General features: G+C 39.6%; 25 protein-coding genes and 1 pseudogene. 9 read left to right on the plus strand and 17 right to left on the minus strand.

Annotated elements, in window-relative coordinates:
- Positions 1 to 77 precede the first annotated feature (77 nt).
- From NXV01_RS17885 to NXV01_RS17950, 14 genes are all read right to left on the minus strand, one after another.
- Positions 78 to 2,552 carry a virulence-associated E family protein gene (locus NXV01_RS17885; RefSeq protein WP_259022987.1) on the minus strand — a complete coding sequence of 825 codons (2,475 nt, stop codon included), beginning with the start codon at positions 2,550 to 2,552 and terminating at the stop codon, positions 78 to 80.
- 399 nt (positions 2,553 to 2,951) lie between these two features.
- Positions 2,952 to 3,257 (minus strand): hypothetical protein, encoded by a 306-nt coding sequence (locus NXV01_RS17890; protein WP_259022988.1) that lies wholly within the window; start codon positions 3,255 to 3,257, stop codon positions 2,952 to 2,954.
- A gap of 17 nt (positions 3,258 to 3,274) precedes the next feature.
- On the minus strand, positions 3,275 to 3,544 hold the full coding sequence (locus NXV01_RS17895; protein ID WP_259022989.1) for a hypothetical protein: 270 nt from the start codon (positions 3,542 to 3,544) through the stop codon (positions 3,275 to 3,277).
- A gap of 201 nt (positions 3,545 to 3,745) precedes the next feature.
- Positions 3,746 to 4,543 (minus strand): hypothetical protein, encoded by a 798-nt coding sequence (locus tag NXV01_RS17900; protein WP_259022990.1) that lies wholly within the window; start codon positions 4,541 to 4,543, stop codon positions 3,746 to 3,748.
- 118 nt (positions 4,544 to 4,661) lie between these two features.
- Positions 4,662 to 4,985 (minus strand): hypothetical protein, encoded by a 324-nt coding sequence (locus NXV01_RS17905; protein ID WP_259022991.1) that lies wholly within the window; start codon positions 4,983 to 4,985, stop codon positions 4,662 to 4,664.
- Between the two features lie 26 nt (positions 4,986 to 5,011).
- Positions 5,012 to 7,366, minus strand: a complete 2,355-nt coding sequence (locus tag NXV01_RS17910; RefSeq protein ID WP_259022992.1) for a DNA polymerase — start codon at positions 7,364 to 7,366, stop codon at positions 5,012 to 5,014.
- Positions 7,326 to 7,898, minus strand: a complete 573-nt coding sequence (locus tag NXV01_RS17915) for a DUF2815 family protein (RefSeq protein WP_259022993.1) — start codon at positions 7,896 to 7,898, stop codon at positions 7,326 to 7,328. The genes NXV01_RS17910 and NXV01_RS17915 overlap by 41 nt, the downstream gene beginning before the upstream one ends.
- A gap of 252 nt (positions 7,899 to 8,150) precedes the next feature.
- Positions 8,151 to 9,302 (minus strand): DUF2800 domain-containing protein, encoded by a 1,152-nt coding sequence (locus NXV01_RS17920; protein ID WP_259022994.1) that lies wholly within the window; start codon positions 9,300 to 9,302, stop codon positions 8,151 to 8,153.
- Entirely contained in the window at positions 9,299 to 9,712 is a 414-nt protein-coding gene (locus NXV01_RS17925; RefSeq protein WP_259022995.1) for a hypothetical protein, read from the minus strand. Before NXV01_RS17925 ends, NXV01_RS17920 begins: the two co-directional genes overlap by 4 nt.
- A gap of 15 nt (positions 9,713 to 9,727) precedes the next feature.
- Positions 9,728 to 10,060 carry a hypothetical protein gene (locus NXV01_RS17930; protein ID WP_259022996.1) on the minus strand — a complete coding sequence of 111 codons (333 nt, stop codon included), beginning with the start codon at positions 10,058 to 10,060 and terminating at the stop codon, positions 9,728 to 9,730.
- 111 nt (positions 10,061 to 10,171) lie between these two features.
- Complete coding sequence (locus tag NXV01_RS17935) at positions 10,172 to 10,396, minus strand: hypothetical protein (RefSeq protein WP_259022997.1); 225 nt, start codon at positions 10,394 to 10,396, stop codon at positions 10,172 to 10,174.
- A complete protein-coding gene (locus tag NXV01_RS17940) occupies positions 10,393 to 10,611 on the minus strand; it encodes a hypothetical protein (protein ID WP_259022998.1) in 219 nt (72 codons plus the stop codon). Before NXV01_RS17940 ends, NXV01_RS17935 begins: the two co-directional genes overlap by 4 nt.
- 4 nt (positions 10,612 to 10,615) lie before the next feature.
- On the minus strand, positions 10,616 to 11,317 hold the full coding sequence (locus NXV01_RS17945) for a Rha family transcriptional regulator (protein WP_259022999.1): 702 nt from the start codon (positions 11,315 to 11,317) through the stop codon (positions 10,616 to 10,618).
- Positions 11,318 to 11,394: 77 nt separating this feature from the next.
- The gene (locus tag NXV01_RS17950) at positions 11,395 to 11,625 is read right to left on the minus strand and encodes a hypothetical protein (protein WP_259023000.1); all 231 of its coding nucleotides are present in this window, start codon (positions 11,623 to 11,625) and stop codon (positions 11,395 to 11,397) included.
- A gap of 242 nt (positions 11,626 to 11,867) precedes the next feature.
- Between NXV01_RS17950 and NXV01_RS17955 the strand changes: the two genes are divergently transcribed.
- From NXV01_RS17955 to NXV01_RS17990, 8 genes are all read left to right on the plus strand, one after another.
- Entirely contained in the window at positions 11,868 to 12,758 is an 891-nt protein-coding gene (locus tag NXV01_RS17955) for an XRE family transcriptional regulator (protein WP_259023001.1), read from the plus strand.
- A 36-nt stretch (positions 12,759 to 12,794) separates the two neighbouring features.
- Positions 12,795 to 13,712: a hypothetical protein gene (locus NXV01_RS17960; RefSeq protein WP_259023002.1), complete on the plus strand. Its 918-nt coding sequence runs from the start codon at positions 12,795 to 12,797 to the stop codon at positions 13,710 to 13,712.
- 61 nt (positions 13,713 to 13,773) lie between these two features.
- Entirely contained in the window at positions 13,774 to 14,439 is a 666-nt protein-coding gene (locus NXV01_RS17965) for a hypothetical protein (RefSeq protein WP_259023003.1), read from the plus strand.
- 38 nt (positions 14,440 to 14,477) lie between these two features.
- The gene (locus NXV01_RS17970) at positions 14,478 to 14,789 is read left to right on the plus strand and encodes a hypothetical protein (RefSeq protein ID WP_259023004.1); all 312 of its coding nucleotides are present in this window, start codon (positions 14,478 to 14,480) and stop codon (positions 14,787 to 14,789) included.
- Between the two features lie 40 nt (positions 14,790 to 14,829).
- Positions 14,830 to 15,279: a hypothetical protein gene (locus NXV01_RS17975; RefSeq protein ID WP_259023005.1), complete on the plus strand. Its 450-nt coding sequence runs from the start codon at positions 14,830 to 14,832 to the stop codon at positions 15,277 to 15,279.
- A gap of 17 nt (positions 15,280 to 15,296) precedes the next feature.
- The gene (locus tag NXV01_RS17980) at positions 15,297 to 15,488 is read left to right on the plus strand and encodes a hypothetical protein (protein ID WP_259023006.1); all 192 of its coding nucleotides are present in this window, start codon (positions 15,297 to 15,299) and stop codon (positions 15,486 to 15,488) included.
- Between the two features lies 1 nt (position 15,489).
- On the plus strand, positions 15,490 to 16,113 hold the full coding sequence (locus tag NXV01_RS17985) for a hypothetical protein (protein ID WP_117937769.1): 624 nt from the start codon (positions 15,490 to 15,492) through the stop codon (positions 16,111 to 16,113).
- A gap of 74 nt (positions 16,114 to 16,187) precedes the next feature.
- Positions 16,188 to 16,376 (plus strand): hypothetical protein, encoded by a 189-nt coding sequence (locus NXV01_RS17990; protein ID WP_117937767.1) that lies wholly within the window; start codon positions 16,188 to 16,190, stop codon positions 16,374 to 16,376.
- A gap of 1,466 nt (positions 16,377 to 17,842) precedes the next feature.
- Here NXV01_RS17990 and NXV01_RS17995 read toward each other — a convergent pair.
- Entirely contained in the window at positions 17,843 to 18,742 is a 900-nt protein-coding gene (locus NXV01_RS17995) for a LysR family transcriptional regulator (protein WP_259023007.1), read from the minus strand.
- 141 nt (positions 18,743 to 18,883) lie between these two features.
- On the opposite strand from NXV01_RS17995, the gene pckA reads away from it, so the two are divergent.
- Positions 18,884 to 20,476, plus strand: coding sequence for a phosphoenolpyruvate carboxykinase (ATP) (gene pckA, locus NXV01_RS18000; protein ID WP_148367377.1), 1,593 nt, complete (start codon positions 18,884 to 18,886; stop codon positions 20,474 to 20,476).
- A gap of 176 nt (positions 20,477 to 20,652) precedes the next feature.
- Here the strand turns inward: pckA and NXV01_RS18005 are convergent.
- A pseudogene (locus tag NXV01_RS18005) lies at positions 20,653 to 20,937 on the minus strand (flagellar motor protein MotB); the annotation flags it as partial.
- A gap of 38 nt (positions 20,938 to 20,975) precedes the next feature.
- Entirely contained in the window at positions 20,976 to 22,973 is a 1,998-nt protein-coding gene (locus NXV01_RS18010; protein ID WP_409012956.1) for a glycoside hydrolase family 2 TIM barrel-domain containing protein, read from the minus strand.
- Between the last annotated feature and the right edge of the window lie 4 nt (positions 22,974 to 22,977).

Here is a 22,977-nt window from a genome sequence, read left to right on the forward strand (position 1 = left end):
AACAGAGTATAAATTATTGTATTTCAGTCAGATATATTGACCGAGTACGTATTTACTAAACTCGGTCATCCTAGTCACTATTTTACCTTATCAAAAATGCCTTCCGCATCTTCAAACAAATTCTTTTCGACCTTTACCCATCCGTATTGCCTGCCATAGCTACCCGCATTAATCTTATTCTTTGACTTGTTCCACCCTTTGACCTCCTTCATTATAGCACTTATGCGGTTCTTCTCAATCTGTCCAGGAGTACCTTTTATGCCTAATGTAGTACATTCGTTCAATATCTCAGCTATACACACCTTATCTCTTAGAATTACTCCTTCGGCTGATAACGCATCCTGCTGAAAGAAGTAATCACGTTTCTGCTGATTGTTTCTCTTAGGCCAGTCAGACGGTAGTCTGGTATTTAAGAATTCTTCTATAATACCTTGCCATTCATCTACTTTCTTGTATTCTTCTTGGACGGTATGAAGCGCATCGGATAATTCAACCGGCAAAAGCAATGGCATTCTTTCTCTATAGCGCTGAATAGCTTCTGCCCATAGCTGACCGACAATATCAGGCGTCAGATCTTCCCAAACATTATATTTGGGCTGAATCACACAGTTTTTAATAGGCCAGTAACGACGTTCCCCCGAACTATCACGCAAAAACTGCTCCTCGTTCGTTGAAGCGAAGAAGATACATTGCCTGGGACGATGCACGTCATTCTTTCCGTAATGGGCATGAAAATCATCTGCCGTTTTTGATAAGAAGTTTTTTATCGCTTCTACTTCGGCTTTCTTGAATCCTACTAATTCACCGACTTCTATTATGAATTTTCCACGTAAATGTCGTGCCGCATCTTCCGGTTTGTCCGGTGACGGCATGGAGTTACTGAACCATTTTTGATTGATGGCCATTTTTTCAATGATTGTAGATTTTCCGCATCCTTGCGTACCTACTAATACAACTATTTGGTCATATTTGGTTCCAGGTTCATAAGTTCTGTAAACAGCAGCCGTGAAAGCTATTCTTGTTATCAACCGATTCAGTTCCGTATCTTCCGCCCCTAAATAGTCTATAAACAGGGTGTCCAGTCGACGGACACCGTCCCAGGCGAGTCCATTAAAGTATTCTCTTACCGGATGGAAAGCATTTTCACGACATACTACATCCAAAGCATCAGCTATTTTTTGTTTACCCTCCAGCCCCCAAGGTTCTTTCGATAAATACAGCCTAAGATTAGCCTCGTCGTCATCACGAATAAACATTTCTATATCTCCTCTCACTCTCCACAGTGGAAGGCGAAGCAGAGCCTTGCGATCATTGAACGTATCGTAAGCAAAACATCTTTTCAAGTTCGGATCATTCTTTAAAATGAGATCCACATTTTTAGGTGTGGCAAGATAATTACCTTTTCTATCTACATCCATTTCAGCGAGCCAATCAGAACTTTCTTCTTCATCTAAGATATTGGCAAAGTCCTCTCCTGCCTCCGTTAACTTCTCCCTGGCAATGGTGGCCATAATAGCCTTATCTTTAGAGGCAAATTCTACCATCGCAAGGTATGACGGATACTTGGTGATATTCCGGTTGGTATTCGTATCTATATCCTCGTCCTTGTCACCGAACAGGTGCAGACGCACCAAGTCGAACGAATTACAGAGTTTCCCGCTCGATGGGTCCGTACCATGGTGCGAATAAGCGAACTTATCTTCATACACTACTAAACCGGCACCCGTGGAGCCATGAGCATACGTATATCGGTCTTCTATCCCACAAGGCATATAGTCATCCGGCAAAAAAGTTTCTATCGCTTGATGGATATCGTAAGTGCGACAAAAAGCACCGACAATACCGGGTTTCTCCAGTGGATCACCCTGCTTTTTTATTTCTCGCCTTACACTGATATCTACACGACTGGATACAGGCCATTCGGAAGCGTCTTTCCAATTCTTGTACGTAGCCAAGATAGCGTCTACATCCAACCAAACCCCATCCTGATACTGGAAAACATATTGTCCATCTTTCGACGTAGATGGCCAATACATCAACCGTTCAGGTTCATAAGTCGTATCGTCGAACATATCAATGCCGATGGTACCCGCAATGTACCGACACACGGCCTGATACTCATCAGGACCAACCGAGCGGCTGAATGGGGTAACAAGACGAAGCCTTGGTGCATCCGGTGTATGTTTGTGCGTTGAATATATAGCAGCAGCGCAACCGAACATCAGGCAAAAATCCTCCCAGACATCACCGACTGCGAAGTCAATGTCAAGTGTCGCCATCGTGCGTTCCGCTACACTGCCTTTATTACGACGCCCACCATTAACGTAACCACCGACAAAACCTCCCACATCCTTTATTTCGTCCTGCCGCGTTCTGGATACCTTGCGAAATTCGGACATTGATTCGGCTGTACGCTGAGTCGTTCTTACCTTGTTGAGGAATTGCCCCCATGACCATTCCCGGTTTTTCCAACTCAGTTCCTTACGTCCGTTGCCGACAGCGATAAATAAGGGACCATCGTTCTGTACTTTTATTTCTTTTTCTTCCGCCATAATTTAGCCTTTTTTCTTTTAATCAATATCACATCATAGATTCTATCGAATTCAGAAGGAATACCATTAATCATTCTCTACCTCCTCGTAAATGAATAAGACATGATCGATATCGGTACCGTTTAGCTTAATGTTATTCCGATAACTTTCCAATTCTGAACTGTCTATAATAACCCGTCCATTGTGTGACATCTTTTGTCCAGCACTATCAACGACGGTAATTCGTGTTATTGCTACCTTTGCCATGAGCTTTTATCTTTTGAAAGTTTTCACAGTTATCGGGAAGGCATCCCCCCCAATAGTTGACACTGACCGAAAAAGAAGAAGCTACATTTAAGTTTCATATTATTAGCGGCCATTATTGGATGAATTATTTTTTCACTCATTTCTAATTTGTTATTAGTTAATCCTTTTAAGCCAATCACTAACACATTTTTCCGCTTCTGCGTAGCTAGCGAACGTTCTTTTTTCAACAGTTACACAGTACCGCATTAATTCCCCGCGAATTATTCCTGCATCATCCTTCCAAATATTTATAGCTCCATTATCTCCGGCAGAAGTACACGCATATCCCAATTCTAAGGTCGGTTCTATATCACTTGTAAGATTGATACGATACGCATCAATCTTACGTTTCTTTACTCCCGGAAGCCCCTCTAATTCACCGATGGGCTTTTCTTTCTTTATGACTATATTCTTATTCATTTCTATATAGATATTAGTTAATCATACATTACTTTATCCATCCATTTAGCAGCTTCTTGAATTGAAGAAACTTTTATCAATTCTTTTATAATGCAATCCTCTATATACTCACAGCAAAGCTCCGCATTGTCGTTATAATAGATATTGTATCCTCTATCACCCAGCACTCCAGTGCAATTAATACCCAGCTTTAGAGCTTGTTTTGCTTTCTTTACATCATTGGTAAAATACGCATATATATCATGTGAGACTTCCTTGCATGCGGTAAGTTTTACTATATTATTCATATTTATTCTGTTTTACGCTAATTTAATTTTGAAAAACTCTTCAAATGTTTCACCCCCGTACTGCCCCTTAGTCAATTTGATGATTTCGGCAATAGCATATTTTTCTTTTCTTTCTTTCAACCCATCCTCGACAAACATCTTTGTTCCAGTTGAGCAAGCACCAGTTATCACCCGATAACATTCGATAGCTTCCGCAAAAGTCTATTCACTATCAAATGTAAGGCTTTCATATTGCGACTTGTCACGGTTGGAAATCTTGTATATTAAATCGTCCTTAGCCTCTCTTAGCGTGTCACCGTGCGACCACTTACCGTAGCCATCTGTAACAAGGTATCGTTCTTTGGTTTTTCCTATCTGCCTAATCTTATACACATTTCCTTTGTTAGATACAACCTTGGAAAAAATATCATCTACTTTGATATATTGCCGATTACGCCACTCGTAAAAGCTTGGAGCGTTTCGGTTTACATTGCTTGCATCTGTAATGGATGTGCCTTCGAGGAAGAGAGAGCCACCTACGGTCAGGTTGTCCGGCAGGCAGGTAATGGATGTGCCTTCGAGGTCGAGAGAGCCACCTACAGTCAGGTTGTCCGGCAGACAGGTAATGGATGTGCCTTCGAGGAAGAGAGAGCCACCTACGGTCAGGTTGTCCGGCAGGCAGGTAATGGATGTGCCTCTGAGGTCGAGAAAGCCACCTACGGTCAGGTTGTCCGGCAGGCAGGTAATGGATGTGCCTCTGAGGTCGAGAGAGCCACCTACGGTCAGGTTGTCCGGCAGACAGGTAATGGATGTGTCTTCGAGGAAGAGAGAGCCACCTACGGTCAGGTTGTCCGGCAGGCAGGTAATGGATGTGCCTTCAAGGTCGAGAGAACCACCTACGGTCAGGTTGTCTGGCAGGCAGGTAATGGATGTGCCTTCGAGGTCGAGAGAGCCGTTATAAAACAATCTCCCGTCTTTATTTTCTAAGTTGTAACCTAGTTGTTCTAATTCTGTTTTCATAATTTATTTCCTTCTTTTTACTCTTCGATTTTTAGGTCGAGTTTAGCAACACGATTAACTATCCTTTCCCGTCTGGCTTCAAGTTCTTTCAGCTTGGCAGCTTGTTTTGTAATTAGTCTCATTCCTCTTCCTCCTGCAAATACAATTTCATTCCCTTTTTAGTTAATCCCAGCACATGAGTATCATCAGCCCATTCATTAGCTACCTTTATTGATTCAGCCGGACTGCCATAAATAAGCCTTACTGTATATACCCCATCTGGCGGCATCGAATCATCTCCATATCCAGAAACTAAGTTTCTATCAAAAGCCATTAAATGACCATAGTTGTTAGCAAAGTAAATACCTGCCTTTTCGCACTCCCTATATGCTTTCTTTAGCTTATTAAAAGCCTTTTTTTGCTCGGCTGTTAGTTCACAAACCGGATATAATTTATCATCCATTTTATTCCTTTCTTCATTGTTTTGAATTAATCTTTCAAATAATAATCTGTCAGATACCCGTCGCCCTTCAGTGGTAAATCTTTTGCCCAAGGTATTGGCTGTTTGAAAACCTCTTTCACTGCTTCAAGTGTTTGGCTACTATCCGTGCGAGCCTCTATGATGACTTCATCATGCACATGGAATACAATTGGATATCCGTTTTTTTCCAGCCGAAGAATAGTCAATGCTAAACAGTCACGGGCAATAGCTTGTACTATGTTTTCCACCAGCTTTCCTCCATACGTTTCTTGCTTTCCCCATTGTTTTGTCGTTTGACTCAATCCCTCATAACAAATAGACTTTGTCCCAAATCGATTCTCCCCAATATATGGCCGCGGATATGATAGGCATCTATCGGAAGGTAACTGGATAAGTAAGGCTCCGAACTTCATACAGAAATAAATTCCATGTCCGATGGTGGTAGTTGTCCTGGTATCGATACAAACCATGGCAGCTTCCTGTACTTTATCCCACAGGCTTACAATTGCGGGGTTAGCTTTACGCCAGTGAGTAACAATTTCCTGCATTTCTGCTTCTGACAATCCCATCTTCTCCCCTCCCATAGTCTTCATCGCCCCGACTCCACCTTGATAACCGAGTGCCAACTCAGCGATTTTTCCTTTTTGTCTACGTGGATCTGTTTTGGTGATTTCTTCTACTGGGACATGAAACATCATAGAGGCAGAAGCTTCATATATTTTGCCATGTGTACGGAACACGTCAAGACGCCATTGTTCACCAGCCAACCATGCAATTACACGGGCTTCGATAGCCGAGAAATCACAGACGATAAAAGTATATCCAGGCTTTGCTATAAAGGCCGTACGAATGAGCTGTGACAGTGTATCCGGCACATTACCATACATCATTTCAACCATATCCAAATCACCGTCTTTAACTAACGTACGCGCTAAATCGAGATCATCGATGTGGTTTTGTGGAAGATTCTGCACCTGCACCAATCGTCCGGCCCATCGTCCGGTTCTATTAGCGCCATAGAACTGGAGTAAACCTCGTACACGGTCATCGGCGCAAGCCGCCTTCTCCATAGCTTCGTATTTCTTTGTCGAGGTCTTAGCCATCTCCTGCCGGATACGAAGCATACGCCCTACCACATCGCTGCCAACCGTCTTCAATAGGTCGGGAATATCTTTTTTATTCAGAGTGGTTACTTCACTTCCTGTTTCTTTCTCTAACCAATCCTTTAGTTGGGCCACACTGTTTGGGTTATCCAGTCCGGATAATTCTGCAGCCTCTGCATTGAGTCTACCTTTATATAGTGTATCCATCCGGATAGCATACTTTACAAGGTCCATATCAACCAACACACCGCGGTCATTGATACGTTGGTCAATGACGTACAGTTCCTTCTCAGAATCAGGAATAGCAAAGTTCTTTGTTTTATTACGTATTGCTTGTTCTACCTCCACATCCCGGATACAATAACGTTTAAACACATTCCATTTGTCCGGTGCATGTTCCGGTAGATTACGGGTTCTACCGCCATTGACCTTTGTAGGTTTACAGGGGCATGAGAAATACTTGATAAGTGCTTTGCCCTCGGCCATCTTCTGGTCTTCGAGATTCAACACTTTACCAACTTGTGCGAGTGACAAAGGAAGCCCCAACATAGCAGACCGGACCATCGTACATTCCCATTGTTCAATCGGCAAGTCAATACCGTAATATCTCCCAATACAAATACGTTCAAAACTGGCATTGAAAGCCGTCTTTAATATGTTTGGATCAGTCAACGCCTGGAAGATACGTTCCGGTAAAGTTTCCCCAGATGCAAAATCGACAACCTGTACCGGTTTATCATCACAAGCATAGGCAAACAGCAGAATAGTGAAATCTTCGGATTCTGCGTATTTATACAATCCACATTTACCTATATCTACAGAACTGTAGGTCTCTATGTCTATTCCTAGCACCTTGATAGGGTCTCGGTCGTACTCCGCAGCCTTGCCGTTTAGCTTCACTGCAATCTCATTACAGATGATAGAAAAGCCATTTGTTAGCCTGACGTTATACCGGATAACAGCAGGAGATAAGCCGATCAGTTCGCTCCAGGTCTCGAAAGTATTTGGATAGCTCGTTGCAACGGTGTTCAACTGTTGAAACTCTGCTTCTGAACATTCTATTTTTGCGTAGAACTCGCCTGTAAAGAAGTTATTCAGATACTTAGCAAGAATGAGGAAAGCGGCTGTTAGCTCTTCGCAGTCTTGATCCGAGGCATCTTGCCGATAGCGCCGGATTACTCCGGACGCTACTTTGGCAAGTTGTTCTTGTGGTATGAGACTAGAATAATCCATCGCCATCATCCCCTGTCGGGGCTTCAAATGGAACTTCTATATCTGCAAAATCACTTTCAGCGGTTGAACGTCCTCCCAGCGGTTCACCGTCTGCAATTTTCATCAGGTTGTTAAGTCCGCAAGCGATCCCTTTATTACCGTTCGTGTTAAAGGCATAGAATGTAATAGAAGCGTAACCATAGCAACCGCTGTAAAACTCATCCTCATTCTCTATGGGCTTACGCATAGCATTCACTACGCCGGGCTTAGTCTTGCAGTTGGCATTCAGGAAGAATGCGCCAGCATAGGCTTCATCATCCGGACGTTCAGCGTCGCCATCACGCAAAGGATTCTTATACACCGCCGGAACTTTACCGCCGAACTTGCCTACACCTGCTTTTAGTGCATTGTCGATAGCAGCTTTTATCGCTCCTAAAGTCTTGGTATCACTTTTAGGAATAATGAGAGATACAGAGTATTTCTTATCACCACCTTCCGAGATGGCGGCAGGTTCCCACACGTGTACATAACTCATTCTAACTTTACCTGTTACTACTTTAGTATTCAAATTTTCGTTCATAATCGTTTTACTTTTTTACGTTGTTTACTATTTTAAAAATTACTGATTTCTTGTCCGGGCGTTTATGCGCCATACAACTGTCTCGTAAGGCACAGTCTATCGCACCTCTTTCTTTCTGAAAGACACATTCCTTGCATCCCGGATCATTTGTGCTACTGTAGGCTCTTGGCCTACGGGCTGCGATTCTTGTACCCTGAACATTTGTTACATGATTCAATTTCAGGGAGGTTAATACTTCGATAAGTTTCACTTCTACACATTTTTAAAATCGTTCTCTGCTGAATTCCACTCCTGACGTTTGTCTGATTCCGGTGCCAACGTTGGTTTCCCCTGTGGTTTGATGACAAGATCTCCGAGCAAGGCGGTAAAGGCTTTCTTGGTAACTAGTTTCTCCATCGCGGTGATAGTCTTCAATTTGGCGGGTTCATAGATGGCAGATTCTTTGTACCCATTTTCTACGAGTCTATCGGCTACCTGCTTCTCATCTACATACTTTCTAATACTCCGTCCCTCTACCAACTTGAATCCAGAGAACTTCTTGCCATCAAGAGCAGCTTCTAAGGCGTATTCCTCGACAGATGTTACCCAATTTTTAATCAGGTCTACTTGCAACAGTATCTCGGAAATTTCTGCATCTGATAGCAAAGAGGCGTCTTCGAATTCATGTTTAGCAGCTTCTAGGTTCTTCTCGGCCAATGTACGGCACTGGGCTTTCGCACGGCAAAACTGACAGTGCTTACCCGGAACGAAACTACCGTCACCGGTATAAGCCATCTTGGCACGTGGTGCCAGTTCATTCATTCCCCAAGTAGTGAGTTCCTCCACCGACATTTCCCACTCTGATATATTATCCAGTCGTGGTTGGTAAATAGTCATGCGTACTGTATGAATGGCATACATGAAACCAAACATGTCCAAAGCACCAAGAGCATAGAGCATCATCTGTTTGTTGTCAATGGCTGACACCTGCACGCCCTTTCCGTATTTAAGGTCTATAATCTCCAGAGTTCCATCAGCGAGAATAACAGCATCACCCGTGCCAAAGCCTTCCGGGACATAAGCAGTAAGGTTTATACGTTCCTCGATACGTAGTACTGCGTCCGACGTAGTCCTTTGAGCAAGAAGAAATTTCTCCCAAACGAAATTTGCATATCCGGCAGCATACTCTTCCAAACTCTCGCTGTATAGTCTATCTTTAACTAATTCCGAGGTTTTCTTAGTCCATTCTAGTTCATCAATCAGACCCGAGTAACGTTTCAAACGTAGTTCTCCGAATTCATGTGCTAATGAACCCTCTTTCGCAAAGTCACCAGCTTTGTCCGGGAACTGTGTCTCTAGGCGTGCCGATGGCGTACAAGCCAACCATCGGCTGGCAGAAGACGGTGATAAGACAGCGTGACTCATAGGGCATTTACTTTATCGATGAAAGCCTGGCGTTGTTCTTGTTTGAGATCCGGTACACGTTTCGCTCCGAATTCTTCAAGTATAGCGAACACTGCTTCTTTGCCTTTAGCTTTAGACACAGGTCCGACAATCTTACGAAGCATTTCGTCTGTAATCTCATCTTGCTTTTCTACAGGTTCCGGTTGTTTTTGTGCGACTGGAGCACCGGAAGATGTTTGTTGTTCTTGGGATGCCTGAACTGTCTCTTGCTCTTCTTGTACTCGAGCAGTGTTTGCTACAATCGCCGGAGCGGCAATAACAGGTTGTTGTAATACTTCGATAGGTCTTAGTGCACCTACCAGCGTTGATACTGCGCCTACTAGAGCTGGCGTGGCATCGAATTTCACGTTTACATTTACATTAAAATCCATAATCATTTTTATTTTTTAAAGTAGTATTCCTTTGTTTGTTAACTCTATGCGATATTTAAGCTCTCTGATACGATTGAAGTGGTCTAAGGCTGATTTCAAGTGAATTACAGCATCCACTTTAGCATAAAGATCTCCCGAGAAGTCATATAGATTTTTACGAGTAATGGTTACTTCTTCGCTTCCATTTCCAAGATTGCCATCTCCATCCATAAACTCAAAAATGAAAGAATGATGAATACTTTTTAAAATCTCGTTTACGATGAGATCACCTTGATTCGCATAAAGTTCTTTGATCTCGTCATATACAGCTTGTTCTTCTTTTTGAAGGTCAGCTATTGAGTATGACATTTGAGAATAAAGATTAGGATACCAATTGCCAACTTTAGCAATCTCCTTCTTACCGATAAGGCTGTTAAGCTCTTCCTGTTTTTTTTTTGTCGTCCATAATCGTTTATCGTTTTAATAAATTCTTGAATCATAATATTTTTGATTAGCGATGTACTCTTTTACTACATCTTCTTGAGAGGCACGACAACCTAGACTGTCGTGTATGTACTGATACTTCTCTGCACTCATACCGGATAATACATCATCATTGTACTCCGTTCTTCCGGCATAGATACAACCTGTTATTGTCACTACTGCTACAACTACTGTTAGCAAGTGCTTGCTGATCCTATTCATACTCGAGTGTAGTTTTGGGGCATAGCATAACGCAACACATCAGAGCCTTTACATTCCCACCGGCCGTTCTTTTTATCAGTGGTCTTTACGAAAGCAATTTTCTTTTCGGCAGCTAATCTTTCCAGCCTTCTTCTCCCACCAACTAAGGTCGAGGCTTGATTTTTACTGAATGTTACACCTTCAGCAGCCATCATAATTTCTTGTAATCTATCCATAGCTTTATTTTGATTTGGCGTATTCTGAAACAATCGTGTATATTTTCTCCAGATGTCCTTTCCGCTCGGCTACTTCCAACCAGGTCTCGGACTTCCTTATCTTCTTGCAACGCGTCAAGGCAACACCGTAGTTGTAGTACAGTTTTTTGTAGATGTTATCCCACAGTGTCCGGTGAGCCATTTGAGTTGCTTTTTGGTAGGCGTTCACAATAGCGAGTATTTTTTTACGTAAACTCATTCCCGGCAATATTTCTTCGGACACAGGTACATAGTCCAAATCAAATTCGGCTTGCTCCCTTTCTTCTATAATTTTATTAAAGTCGAGTTCTACCTTTGCAATACGCTTTTCATGTTCCACTCCGAGTTGCGCCATTTGCAGAATTATTTCAGCAGAAGACATCGGACGCTGTTGCTCCTGCAGTTTTTCCTTTTCCAGTTGTTCCCAGCGGAGAACTAACTTTGCCCGGGCTTCATCATTGAACTTGGTGGCGATGTATAGACATTCGATTTTATTCAACTCGTACATTGGTAGTTTGCGTCCGGTTGAATCCTTGTATTCACTGAGGGAAAATTTCCCCTCAGCTACTTTTTCCCATGCAGGCTCCATTGCACGAATAGCCTTTAGTACATCGTTGTGTGGTTTTCCTGTGAGTTCAGCGATTTCAATTGAACTCATCGTTTCTTTGATAATTGATAAATCTTTCATAACTTTGTCTCGTTAATTTTTAAAATTGATAAATCAAATCCCTATCGGCATCCCAGCAAAGTCTGCCTTTGGGGATTTTATTTTTTTCTTGTTTTCTCTAGTTTTTTCACCTCAATAGTGATTTCTGATTTGATGTAGTTGATAGAGCATTTGTATTTACGGTCTCTATATTCCGGATTAAGATTAGGTATCCGGTAACATAAAGTCGCTACGCTCACGCAATGTCTTCCATCACGACATTTTAAAGTCGTTTTACTTCCGACAGGCAGCCGGATAAGATCTTCTGATGTGTAAATTTGTTCCTCCATAATTTTAATTCGTTCTTTTTGTTGTAAAACATTGGATATTAAAGTGGAAGTATCTATATTTGCAAATGACTAATAAGCATTAATATAGAATTACGGCGCGCTTCGTGACAGCCATTTTTATATCCGTTTATTGGTTTGTTATTGAATAACGAGTACAAAGATTAGAGAAATTCTCATATATTCAAAACAAATATGAGAATTTCTCTAATCTTAAATAGTTAAATAAAGTTTTATCACTGATTATGAGCACGGTAAAAGAACGGCTTTTGAAGTTTATTAAAGAGATTAATCTAACAACTGCTGAGTTCGAAAGGCAGATTGGAGTTAGTAGTGGATATGTCAATAACATATCTAAGTCGATTCAACCTGACAAATTAGAGATTATCTCTGATAAATTTCCTCAGTTGAATATAAACTGGCTACTACTTAATAAGGGTGAAATGAAAAAAAAATATATATCGATAAATCCAGAACATGAAAATCTGGACCCAAGTAGTTTCACTTCTATTGAAATCCCCCAAAGTGCTAAAGAATTGGCTGAGCGGTTTATTAGAGCAGGATTAGAAGCATCGATTTATAGACACCTAGATGATGAGGCGTTAACTGAATTATTGAAAACAAGCCTTAAGGTTAGAACACCCAAACACGAGTTAATGAAAAGAAAGAAAAATCACGCAGATAAATTACAAGATGGTGATTCAATTACATCAGCGGATCTATCTAATTCTTTTACTGGCGTAACCCGCCCCCGTGTTCCGCTTACAGCAGCAGCGGGTTCTTTATCTGGTGATTCCATCGGAGTTACCTTGCAACAATGCGAACAGATGCCACTAATACATCAAATACCATCTTATGATTTCACTATGTTTATTAAAGGCGACAGTATGTCTCCCCGCTTCGAATCAGGAGATGAAATAGCTTGCCGGCATATTGATCAATCTCGCTTTATCCAATGGGGAAAGGTACATGTATTGGATACTACACAGGGATTTGTTATAAAGAGAGTATATGAAGACGGTGATAAGATTCGTTGCGTATCATACAATCCGGATTATTCGGATTTTTCAGTACCCAAAGAGGACATTCTCTCAATGAGTTTAGTCGTTGGGGTAGTTAGTATAATGGAAATGTAATTATTGAACTTATTATCAAGCATATAAACAAACGTTATGAAAAACATACTAGCAATAGCAATTCTTACATCATGTTTATTGAGTTGCACGACAAACAACCATGATAGTGTTACCATAATAGACTTAAATAAAAAGGTAGAGAATCTAATCGCAGAAAATCAAAGTTTGAAAGATACGATAAAACTTCTTCAATATCCTGCTTCTGATAGATTCAAGAACATTAAAACACTAGTAGAACAAAATAAATTAGTAGAAGCTACTAAAGAGATAAAATTACTTAGAGAGCTCTTTCCTTTATCAGAAGAAGCTAAACAGTGTGCGAAACAAGAAGAAATAATATCTGACAAAAAAGAAAAAATAGCTGCTGAACAAGCTCGTGTAAAAGCATTAGGTTTTAAAGCCTTGAAAGAAGAATCAACCGTTGAAGTTTTCTACAATAAAATATCTATAGGAGCATTCTCTACTGCATCTACTTTTACTTTTGACGCCTATGATGACAGCTGGTTTTTGTTCACGGCTGACCGAGGAAATAAATATATATCTGCTCGTATTACTATAACATCGAAAGACAAAAATCCAAAGCTGCCTGTATTTTATGCTTATCGTGTGGCCGGGGATAAATTGGAGTGCGTAGGTAGTTTTATTTTAAGGTTTGCAAGATGGGAAGACTACGCTACATACCTAGGTAATTACAATGATAATAGCAATGACTTCTCAAAAACAGCTACTATTCCTTTTAAAATAGGAATAGAAGTTAGCAATGAGATTGCATCTAGCCCATTAATTATTGTTTGTCGAAAACAAAATTGTATGATTCGTCATTCCGATAGATTCTCAAATCCGCCAATATCCTATTCGATTGGAGACGGGTGTACTTATGATGAGATATTGACACTTGAAAGTATAAAAAAAGGTTATGCCGTGGTGAAAATACTGAATAAAAATAAGTTGTAATATCATGTATGGCATTTTGCGCCGAATTAATTAAATTATTGAACTCTTATAAAATACACACATGAATAAAACAATTTGCGGTCTTCTATTAATATTATTATTAGGTGCTTGTGGCTCCTTACCGGAACCGGAATCAAGAATAGGAGTTATAGATTATACTCCTTTGATTAAAGCTGGTATTTTTGTAACGGAATCCAATTCCGTGAATTTCGATTATACTGCTGTTGGTAGTATTGTCGCAACTGAGAAAGGCGGATGGGTAAATGGAAGACCGAAACGTCCTACAACTGAGGATGCACTCAAAAACATAATAAAAGAACTGGAGCGTATGGGAGCAAATGGGATCATTAATTTAAATATAATCCCTTCTGTTGAGATGTCTGACGACCTTATGTCTAAGGTGTTTGTGTCTGTCATTACAGTGAAAGGAATGGCTATTAAGATACCAGATAGCAAAGTAAAAAAAGTACCTACTGAAGATTCCCATCTGCTAGGGCAAATAGACGGAATCCAGTGCCGAATTGCAAAGAAATATAATAATGGCATGACAATATGTACTTCCAAAGAATTGAATCCGGATCAGATAAAAAAAGCAAAAGACACTTTTTCCTTGAAAGGCAAAATCATGTTCAATCTGGAAGGAGCCGAGGGAAAAGGAGAAGCTTATGCCGGGATAGATGATGGATTCATTATCATCTATAAAAATAATGAGTTTATTAAGATGTGACGTATTGTACTTGTAGAATAAATAAGAAAAGAAAAATAATGAAAAGATTAATTTACATCATTCCTTTTATGTGCCTACTGGCATGTTCTTCCAACACAGGTGTTAAAGATACATCGTGGACCGTTGAAGAAGAAGGACATAATGTTACTATGACATTCAAAGACTCAATAGTTGAGTTTACCATAAAAGCTAATGGTGAAGTTGTAGGAGAAGTATCCTGCGAATATTCTTTTGTAAGTGATACAATCTTGATTGGCAAACCCGATAATTGTGATAAAGCAATAATTAAGGGCAATAAACTACTTTTCATTGAGAAAAGTGGAACGACGGAATTAAAAAAGATAAAGTGAATATTATCCAATTTTATAAAGCATTAAATAAATCAATGATATGGAAAACAATGGATTTAATGAAAAAGTAAACATGATGCTTGACATTGACGAATATGCATTAATAATAGGAAATGGTCGGAGTATACGAGGGCAGATAAATACGGCTATATCCTATTTGAAAGAGTTTTTTGGTGACAAATTGGAGGTTACTAATATTTTCATTTCTAATTGGAAAGCTGGGAATGATTATATTTCTGATACGTCATTATGGGTATTTACAAAAAATACCATGATAAAATGCTTGAATTATAAAGATGTTATGGGTAATGGAATCTTAAATTTTGAAGTTTATCCATTAAAAATATTGTACGCAAATATTGAATATAAATCTATGAGAAGTGCTATTATAAAAATTCACATGCCTTGTAAAACGGTACAATTTGAAGCTATAGATGGCAACTTAAAACATCTCATGAATATATATTCTAATTATTTTATGCAAGTTTGATTATATGAATAGGTAATATGAGAAATAGTAAGAAAACACCGACAATAAAGAGAGAAAGAATAGGTAATGAATCTTATGGGCGGGCTGTTAAATCACCAACATTCCCTGGAGCAAATAGTCCAAAAAGAAAAAAGTATCCCGACAGATGTTATGACTTTACAAGTGATCATGATATAAATCCTCCAAGAGAGGAAAGAAAAAAGAAATGATATGCCCGAAATTACAAGAATAGAACGTATCGTATGGCACGAATTAGTACACTCTGCATATTGGGAACAGTATTTATCGCAATATGTTAGTTACAAATATGATTATCGTAAAGTATATGCTACCGTCTTATTGGTATTGTCGACCATCGGCGCTTCTTCATTTTCAGCATGGAAATTAGTGCCTGAAGGTGAGAAATGGGTTCCAACTGTTACCTTTGGAATCATGGCTATTGTTCAATTAGTATCTATATGCCAGAAAAATGTTGTGATGGATGATGATACAGCTCGTAAATTACGGGAACTAAGAGTGAAATATTTAGCTTACATGCACCAAGTAGAAAGATTATATCTCGATATTAAAGATAATAATCTTGATGCAGAAATAATAAAAAAACGTTTCTTTGAAATTAGAGAGACTGTTTACCCTATTGAAGAACTTAAAGATTCGCTTAATATAAAGAAACTTAGAAAGCCGAATCTAAAAGGCCAATATGAAATGGAAGTGAGATTATCAAGGAAGTATGGTTCTTTAGTTGTCACCACAAACCCATATTGTAATAAATGGACCACCCGAGTTGCCAAGCGAATCTCACAAATGCTGCGAAAATTAAAACTAAAAAAATAGCTAGTGGTATTCCTATAACTATTGCTAAAACAATCAATAAAATTAATGAAATCATAAACTTAAATTTTTAAATTATGAATGATGATTACAGTACGTCCTTTACAAATTCGGATTTTAATCCGGTAACTGAAACTAGAGATTTTACTTCAGATTATGCACCCCAAATGCCTGCTGATACTAGTATGCCATCATCACCGGAATCGTATGATTTTACTAGTGATTATGCTCCTGCCCCTCCCCCTGTAGATACTCCTGACAATTAAGAATGTGAAAACATTCTGAAAGATTAATCTTTTATATAGTCTGGTGGCGGTGCTGGTATGAATTCAGTAGGAATACCATGATCAGACAGAATATTTGATAAACGATATATCAGTGTTCTGTCTGATGCATTTTTCTCGTTTATCAAATATCTTATCTGATAAACTATTCCCTCAAGGGAAGTTTTGGAAATAGGTTTTATTCTTTTGAACATATTACAGAGTTTAAAATGAATATATAACAATAACCATTGAATTGTCATACAACCAGCTATATTATTGTAGTAGATAGTGGTATGACAATTCAAAGATAAAATAACAAAGAATGAAATAACATAATTATTAACCAAGACACTGTAACAGTAGAAATAACAGTATCAAAGGAAGAAAAGGGAATAGATATAAGCTGTTTATAATCATCTGATTACTAAGCAATTTCGACAATAAAACGCATTAACCTAAAGTGAAAACTTCTAAGGCGTGGGTCAAGCGTTCGAATCGCTTCGGAATCACTTAAAGGATTGATAATTCAAGAATTATCAATCCTTTTCTTTTTATCTAAAGAGTCTCGAATTTCATGCAAACAATTGGAGGGTCACCCCGAAAACGGGGGCCGTTTGAAAAGTTGGGGAATGTGTTTCATTCATTTCCGTACCAGATTTGAACTAATTCATTGTATAGGGGTTTAAACTAAACATTACACAATAAAAAAACTATCTATCATGCTATCATTTATTTTAGTAATATTCTAATTATCAAAAGAATAAATATGATAGATAGCTCTAAAAAAATGTATCTATCATACTTTTACCAGTAAAAACGGGTTATCTATCATCTACAAAATAGCCGTATAAATATTCTATAATAAGCATAAGACGGCTTGTTTTTATCACGATGAAACCATATAAATCCGAATATCGCAGCTCAAAAATCCCACTTAAACGGCGATAAGTTTATAGCCCACAAGTGTGGGCTGTATAGCCTGCATATGTAGGCTGTATGGTTTACATGCGTGGGCTGTACGGCACACACTTGTGAACTATAGAAATACTGCCGCTCCTCATAAATAATTAAGCTGTCAAATACTGGTTATCATCCTATAAAGTGTGCATTCGTATGTCTTTAAATGGATTATCTCACCTAATGCTACACTAAAATAGATACAGTACAGGAATGATAGATGTCCCTTTTTGCTGATAAAAGTATGATAGATACATTTTTTTAGAGCTATCTATCATACCTATTATTTTGATAATTAGAATATTATTAAAATGAATGATAGTATGATAGATATTTTTCCACTATGTATGACCGAATCCGTACAGTTTCACTCATTTTCGCACTGTTTCATTCATTTCCGTACCGATATGAATCATTTTGGACAAAACAATAATTAGCTCATGACGGCATGGCTATGAATCTTCTTTTAGAAATCCTGTAATCTTGAACCCAATCCCCCCAATTCCCAACTAAGCCTGAATAAGGTTATTTTGGGACATTACTTTTTTAATAATCTCAATAAATTTCCGTGTAACCAATTTCTTATACCTACCTTTCAATTGAAACAAGTATACGTGCATTTCTCCTCCCTTTTCTTTCAAAGGCACAGCTTTTAAATCAGGCTGATTATCAACGCTATGCTGTGAAAGAACACTAATCCAATCTCCAGTGCGCACCATTTGCAGCAAAAGATTAGTATCATTTATTTCCGCCATTGGCTGGAGGCTAATCCCGCTTCGAGATGCTACATTTTCTATCACATTGCGGGTATATGACCCAGACTTTAACAGAGCGAGCGGATAATGTGTCAAAGCCTGTATTGATATTTTCTGCTGTGAAGCTAATGGAGAACGACGATGAACAATCACACACAAAGGGTCCGGGCATAAATCTATCTTCTCCGTCAATGACGATAATGCATCCAGCTTATATGCCAAGGCAAAGTCTACCTCATTGTTATGCAACATCGTAGTCATATCATTAATGGAAGTGGACTGTGTGAGTATCAGTTTTATACCGGGATATTCTTTTGAGAAACGGACAATGCTTTCCGCCAGCATGGGACACAGACTGTAAATCACACCAATACGGAGCTCACCTTTATAAATTTGCTGCATATCCCGAAGCTTCTGAATACCCGTTTCCGTTTCGATAATCGACTGCCGAGCATAAGGTAAGAATGCCTGCCCGGCATCCGTCAAATATACTTTCTTCCCTATACGTTCAAAAAGTGGTGTTCCCAGTTCACTTTCCGTTTGACGGATACTTTGTGAAAGGGTACTTTGGGTGATAAATAATTGTTTGGAAGCCTCCGTAAAATTGAGTACTTCCGCCAGTCGGATAAAATATCTAAGCTGCGTCAGTTCCATTATTATTTCCGATATATATCATTAAAAGTATTAATTATGCAAATATAAGACATCGTTTGGAAAGGCTGTAACTTTGCCGTCGATAAATAAATCAGGAATGAAGAAATAAATTTTATATATCAATCATTAATATTTGAAAGTATGGAAAATGTAGATTTAAGCAAGTATGGCATTGTCGGTAATTTTGAGATTGTACACAACCCATCGTATGAACAATTGTTTCAGGACGAAATGAATCCAGCTAATGAAGGTTTCGAGAAAGGTTATCTGACTGATACGGGAGCAGTAGCCGTGAATACTGGTAAGTTCACAGGACGGTCACCCAAAGACAAATATATTGTGAAAGATGCTATTACCGAAAATACTGTTTGGTGGGACGGGGTAATAAACAAGCCTGTTTCTACCGAAATATGGAATGACTTGAAAGCATTATCTCAAAAACAACTTTCTTCTTCGAGAAAGTTATATGTGGTAGATACTTTCTGCGGTGCTAATGAGAATACCCGCCTGAAAGTACGTTTCATTATGGAAGTGGCCTGGCAAGCACATTTTGTCACCAATATGTTCATGCGCCCCTCTTTTTATGATTTGAAAAACTATGGCGAACCGGATTTTGTGGTATTAAATTCTTCCAAGACTGTTAACCCGAATTGGAAAGAACAAGGCTTGAATTCGGAAGTTTTCGTCTGCTTTAATCTGACTGAACGTATGCAGGTGATTGGCGGCACATGGTATGGTGGCGAAATGAAAAAAGGAATGTTCTGTATGCAAAACTATTACCTGCCGCTGCAAGGTATTCCCTCAATGCACTGTTCCGCCAATGTGGGCGAGGCAGGTGATGTGGTGATTTTCTTCGGTTTGTCGGGAACGGGAAAAACTACTTTATCTGCCGACCCGAAACGTTATCTGATTGGAGATGATGAACATGGCTGGGATGAAAATGGTGTATTCAATTATGAAGGTGGTTGCTATGCCAAAGTTATTAACCTGAGCGAAGAGAGTGAACCAGATATCTGGCGTGCCATCCGTCGGGATGCACTGTTGGAAAATGTGACGGTACGTCCTGATGGAAGTGTAGACTTCACTGATAAATCAAGAACAGAGAATACACGTGTATCTTATCCGATTTATCATATCAATAAGATTGTACTTCCTTCCAAAGCTGGTCATGCAAAAAAAATCGTTTACCTGTCTGCCGATGCATTTGGCGTATTACCCCCGGTTTCTATCCTTGACGAGAACCAAGCTCAATATCATTTGCTGAGTGGCTTTACATCCAAACTGGCAGGTACTGAACGGGGCATCACCGAACCTATACCATCATTCTCGCCAGCATTTGGTGAAGCTTTCCTGACATTACATCCCACCATGTATGCAAAAACACTCGTTGCCCGGATGAAAGAACACGGTGCGAAGGCCTATCTTGTAAATACTGGTTGGAACGGTACGGGTAAACGAATTTCTCTCAAAGACACCCGTGCTATCATCGACTCCATCATCGATGGTTCTATTGATGAAGTGGATACGATTCATATTCCTATCATGAACCTGAATGTACCCAAAGCATTGAAAAATGTATCGGAAGGCATTCTCGACCCTCGTAATACTTACACCGATGTCAATGAATGGAAAGAAAAAGCAAAGAAATTGGCTGGTATGTATAGGGAAAACTTTAAGCAGTATTGCGATAATGACGCTGCCAAAGCACTTGTCGTTTTCGGACCGCAACTCTGACCCTCCTCATCTATCAATCAGATACAGTAGTGCTACTTAATTTTTAAACTTTATTGTAAAGAAAATGAGTTTTATAATTTAGTCCAAATCCTACAAAATCTTATGTTAACCACTTAAAATAAAAGCGATGAATTTGAATTCATCGCTTTTATTTTATCTCTAAGTGAAGGTCTTTTCTACTCTTTCACATCCTCATTAGCAATTGTATCGGATGAAGAACTATCAGGAGCCTGATCAATCAAATCCATGAACTGATCCAGTTTAGGAGTTATAATAATCTCGTTCCGGCGGTTACAAGCTTTTCCTTCTGCCGTATCATTACCGGCTACCGGATTAAATTCACCTCGACCGGCAGCTGTCAGGCGTTTGGGATTTATACCATAAATATTCTGTAATGCCTGGACAACAGATGAAGCACGCAATGCACTCAAATCCCAATTATTACGTATATTTGTACGAGAGAACGTGCCTGATTTTCTCTTAGCTGCAATTGTACCTATCACAATCTACAATGAAAGCTATCGCTCAAAGGTAACTTCTTATTAGTGGAGACGACCTTTATTTCATTTTCACCAGGTTGTAGTTCCACATTTTTCCATTCCAGAATAGCATACGAATCCGGTGTTGCTTTACCATAACTCTTACCGTTTACAAACAATTCGGCTCCTGACTGATTCGTGAAAGCAATAATTGTTTGCAAACGTTGTGTACGCGCCGTGTTACGTTTGCCTGTCAAATAAAGCATTGGTTCTTCCCCATTCCAGTTAGCTTTATAGAAGTAGAAAGCATCTTTACGAACTTTCCGGTCGAAGGTAACCAAACCTTTATCATTAATTCCGGGACGGTCTCCTTCAGTGCGATGTGCAGCGCCAAAATCAAACATATTCCATACAAAGCTTCCCCATACATAAGGGCGGGAAGAGATTGTTTTCCAGTTTTCAATGTGATAATACGTCTGCCAGTTTTCTGGATGCCACCAGCTGGTTGGTACAGTTTTAACCAACGAATCTTGTTGATGGTAAATACTTGCGCCGGCACCATATTCACTGATAGCGATACATATTTCCGGATGATCCTTATGCATTCGATCCAACCATTTCCCCAAATCAGCGGGAGTGCCACCATACCATCCATCATAACGGTTCCAGGCAATAGCATCCGTTATGAAATTCAAATCTCCCATTTGATTACTTGCAGAGGTCGTAAGTCGAGTAGGATCTTCCTGATGTGCCAGCACATTTAATTCTTTGATGTACTCAACCGGATTATCTCCCAACTCCGTCAACTCATTAAATAGCCCCCATACACAAATAGAAGGATGATTATAATGTTGGCGAATCAGCTCTTTGAGCTGTTCCTTTCCGTTGGCACGGAAAGCAGGTAAATCCACAAACCCCTTATCATTATATCCACCAGGGCCCACAAAAGGTATTTCAGCCCATACAATAATACCATTCTTATCCATCAGATCATAAAAATAAGTAGCCTGCGGATAATGCGCCAGACGAACAGCATTCACTCCCATCTCCAACATCAATGCCGCATCTTCCTCATGGTGTTGCGGGCGCAATGCATTGCCCACCTCACTCCTATCCTGATGACGGCAAACGCCTTGAAGAGGTAAATGTTTTCCATTCAGGAAAAAACCTTTATCAGGGTCGATCCGGTAAAAACGAAGTCCCAACGGTTGTGTGACGCGATCTACCATCTGACCATTCCGGGAAAGAGTCACTTCCGCCTGATAAAGGAAAGGATCCTGACGGCCATTCCATAAATGAGGTTGATCGATTTCAAATGTAAATTCCTGCTGCATTGCTGCGTTTCCAGAAAGATTCACTTTCTTTGTTCCTTCTTTCACCACCCTTTGACCATCTAACAGGCGTACATTAAGCTCTACTTCCCGATTACCACTATCTCCGTTTGATAAATCAACAACAGCACGCACCTTAGCATATTTATGGCTTACACTATCCTGTATCAGACGTACTCCGGGAGAAGCATAATTCAAAGGAGAAATACACGTCTCATCAGTAATCAGCAAATGTACATCCCGATAAATACCTCCATAAAAATTAAAGTCACCGACCAAAGGCATAATATCCAACTGTTCACCATTATTCACCCGTACCAATATAGAATTTTCTTTTCCATATTCCACCTTTCCAGTGATCTCAAAGATAAAAGCCCCATATCCCCCACGATGCTCACCTATATGACGACGATTGACAAACACATCCGCAATGTTATTCACTCCTTCGAAACGAATAAAAAGACGTTTTCCTTTCCATTCGGAACGAATAAATAAATTCTTCTCATAATTGCCAATTCCCCGTTTATAGTCTATCTTACCGGACAAAGCATCCTGTGCATTCCAAGTATGAGGCAAATCAACTCTTACTTCTGTTCCCTTCTGTACCTGATGCGAGAACCGGAAATTCCAATCGTTATTTAACAAGATATCCTGTCGCTGGGCAAACATCGACATACCATAAAGCATGAAT

This window comes from Bacteroides sp. BFG-606, assembly GCF_024788145.1.
GTDB classification, from domain to species: Bacteria; Bacteroidota; Bacteroidia; order Bacteroidales; family Bacteroidaceae; genus Bacteroides; species Bacteroides vicugnae.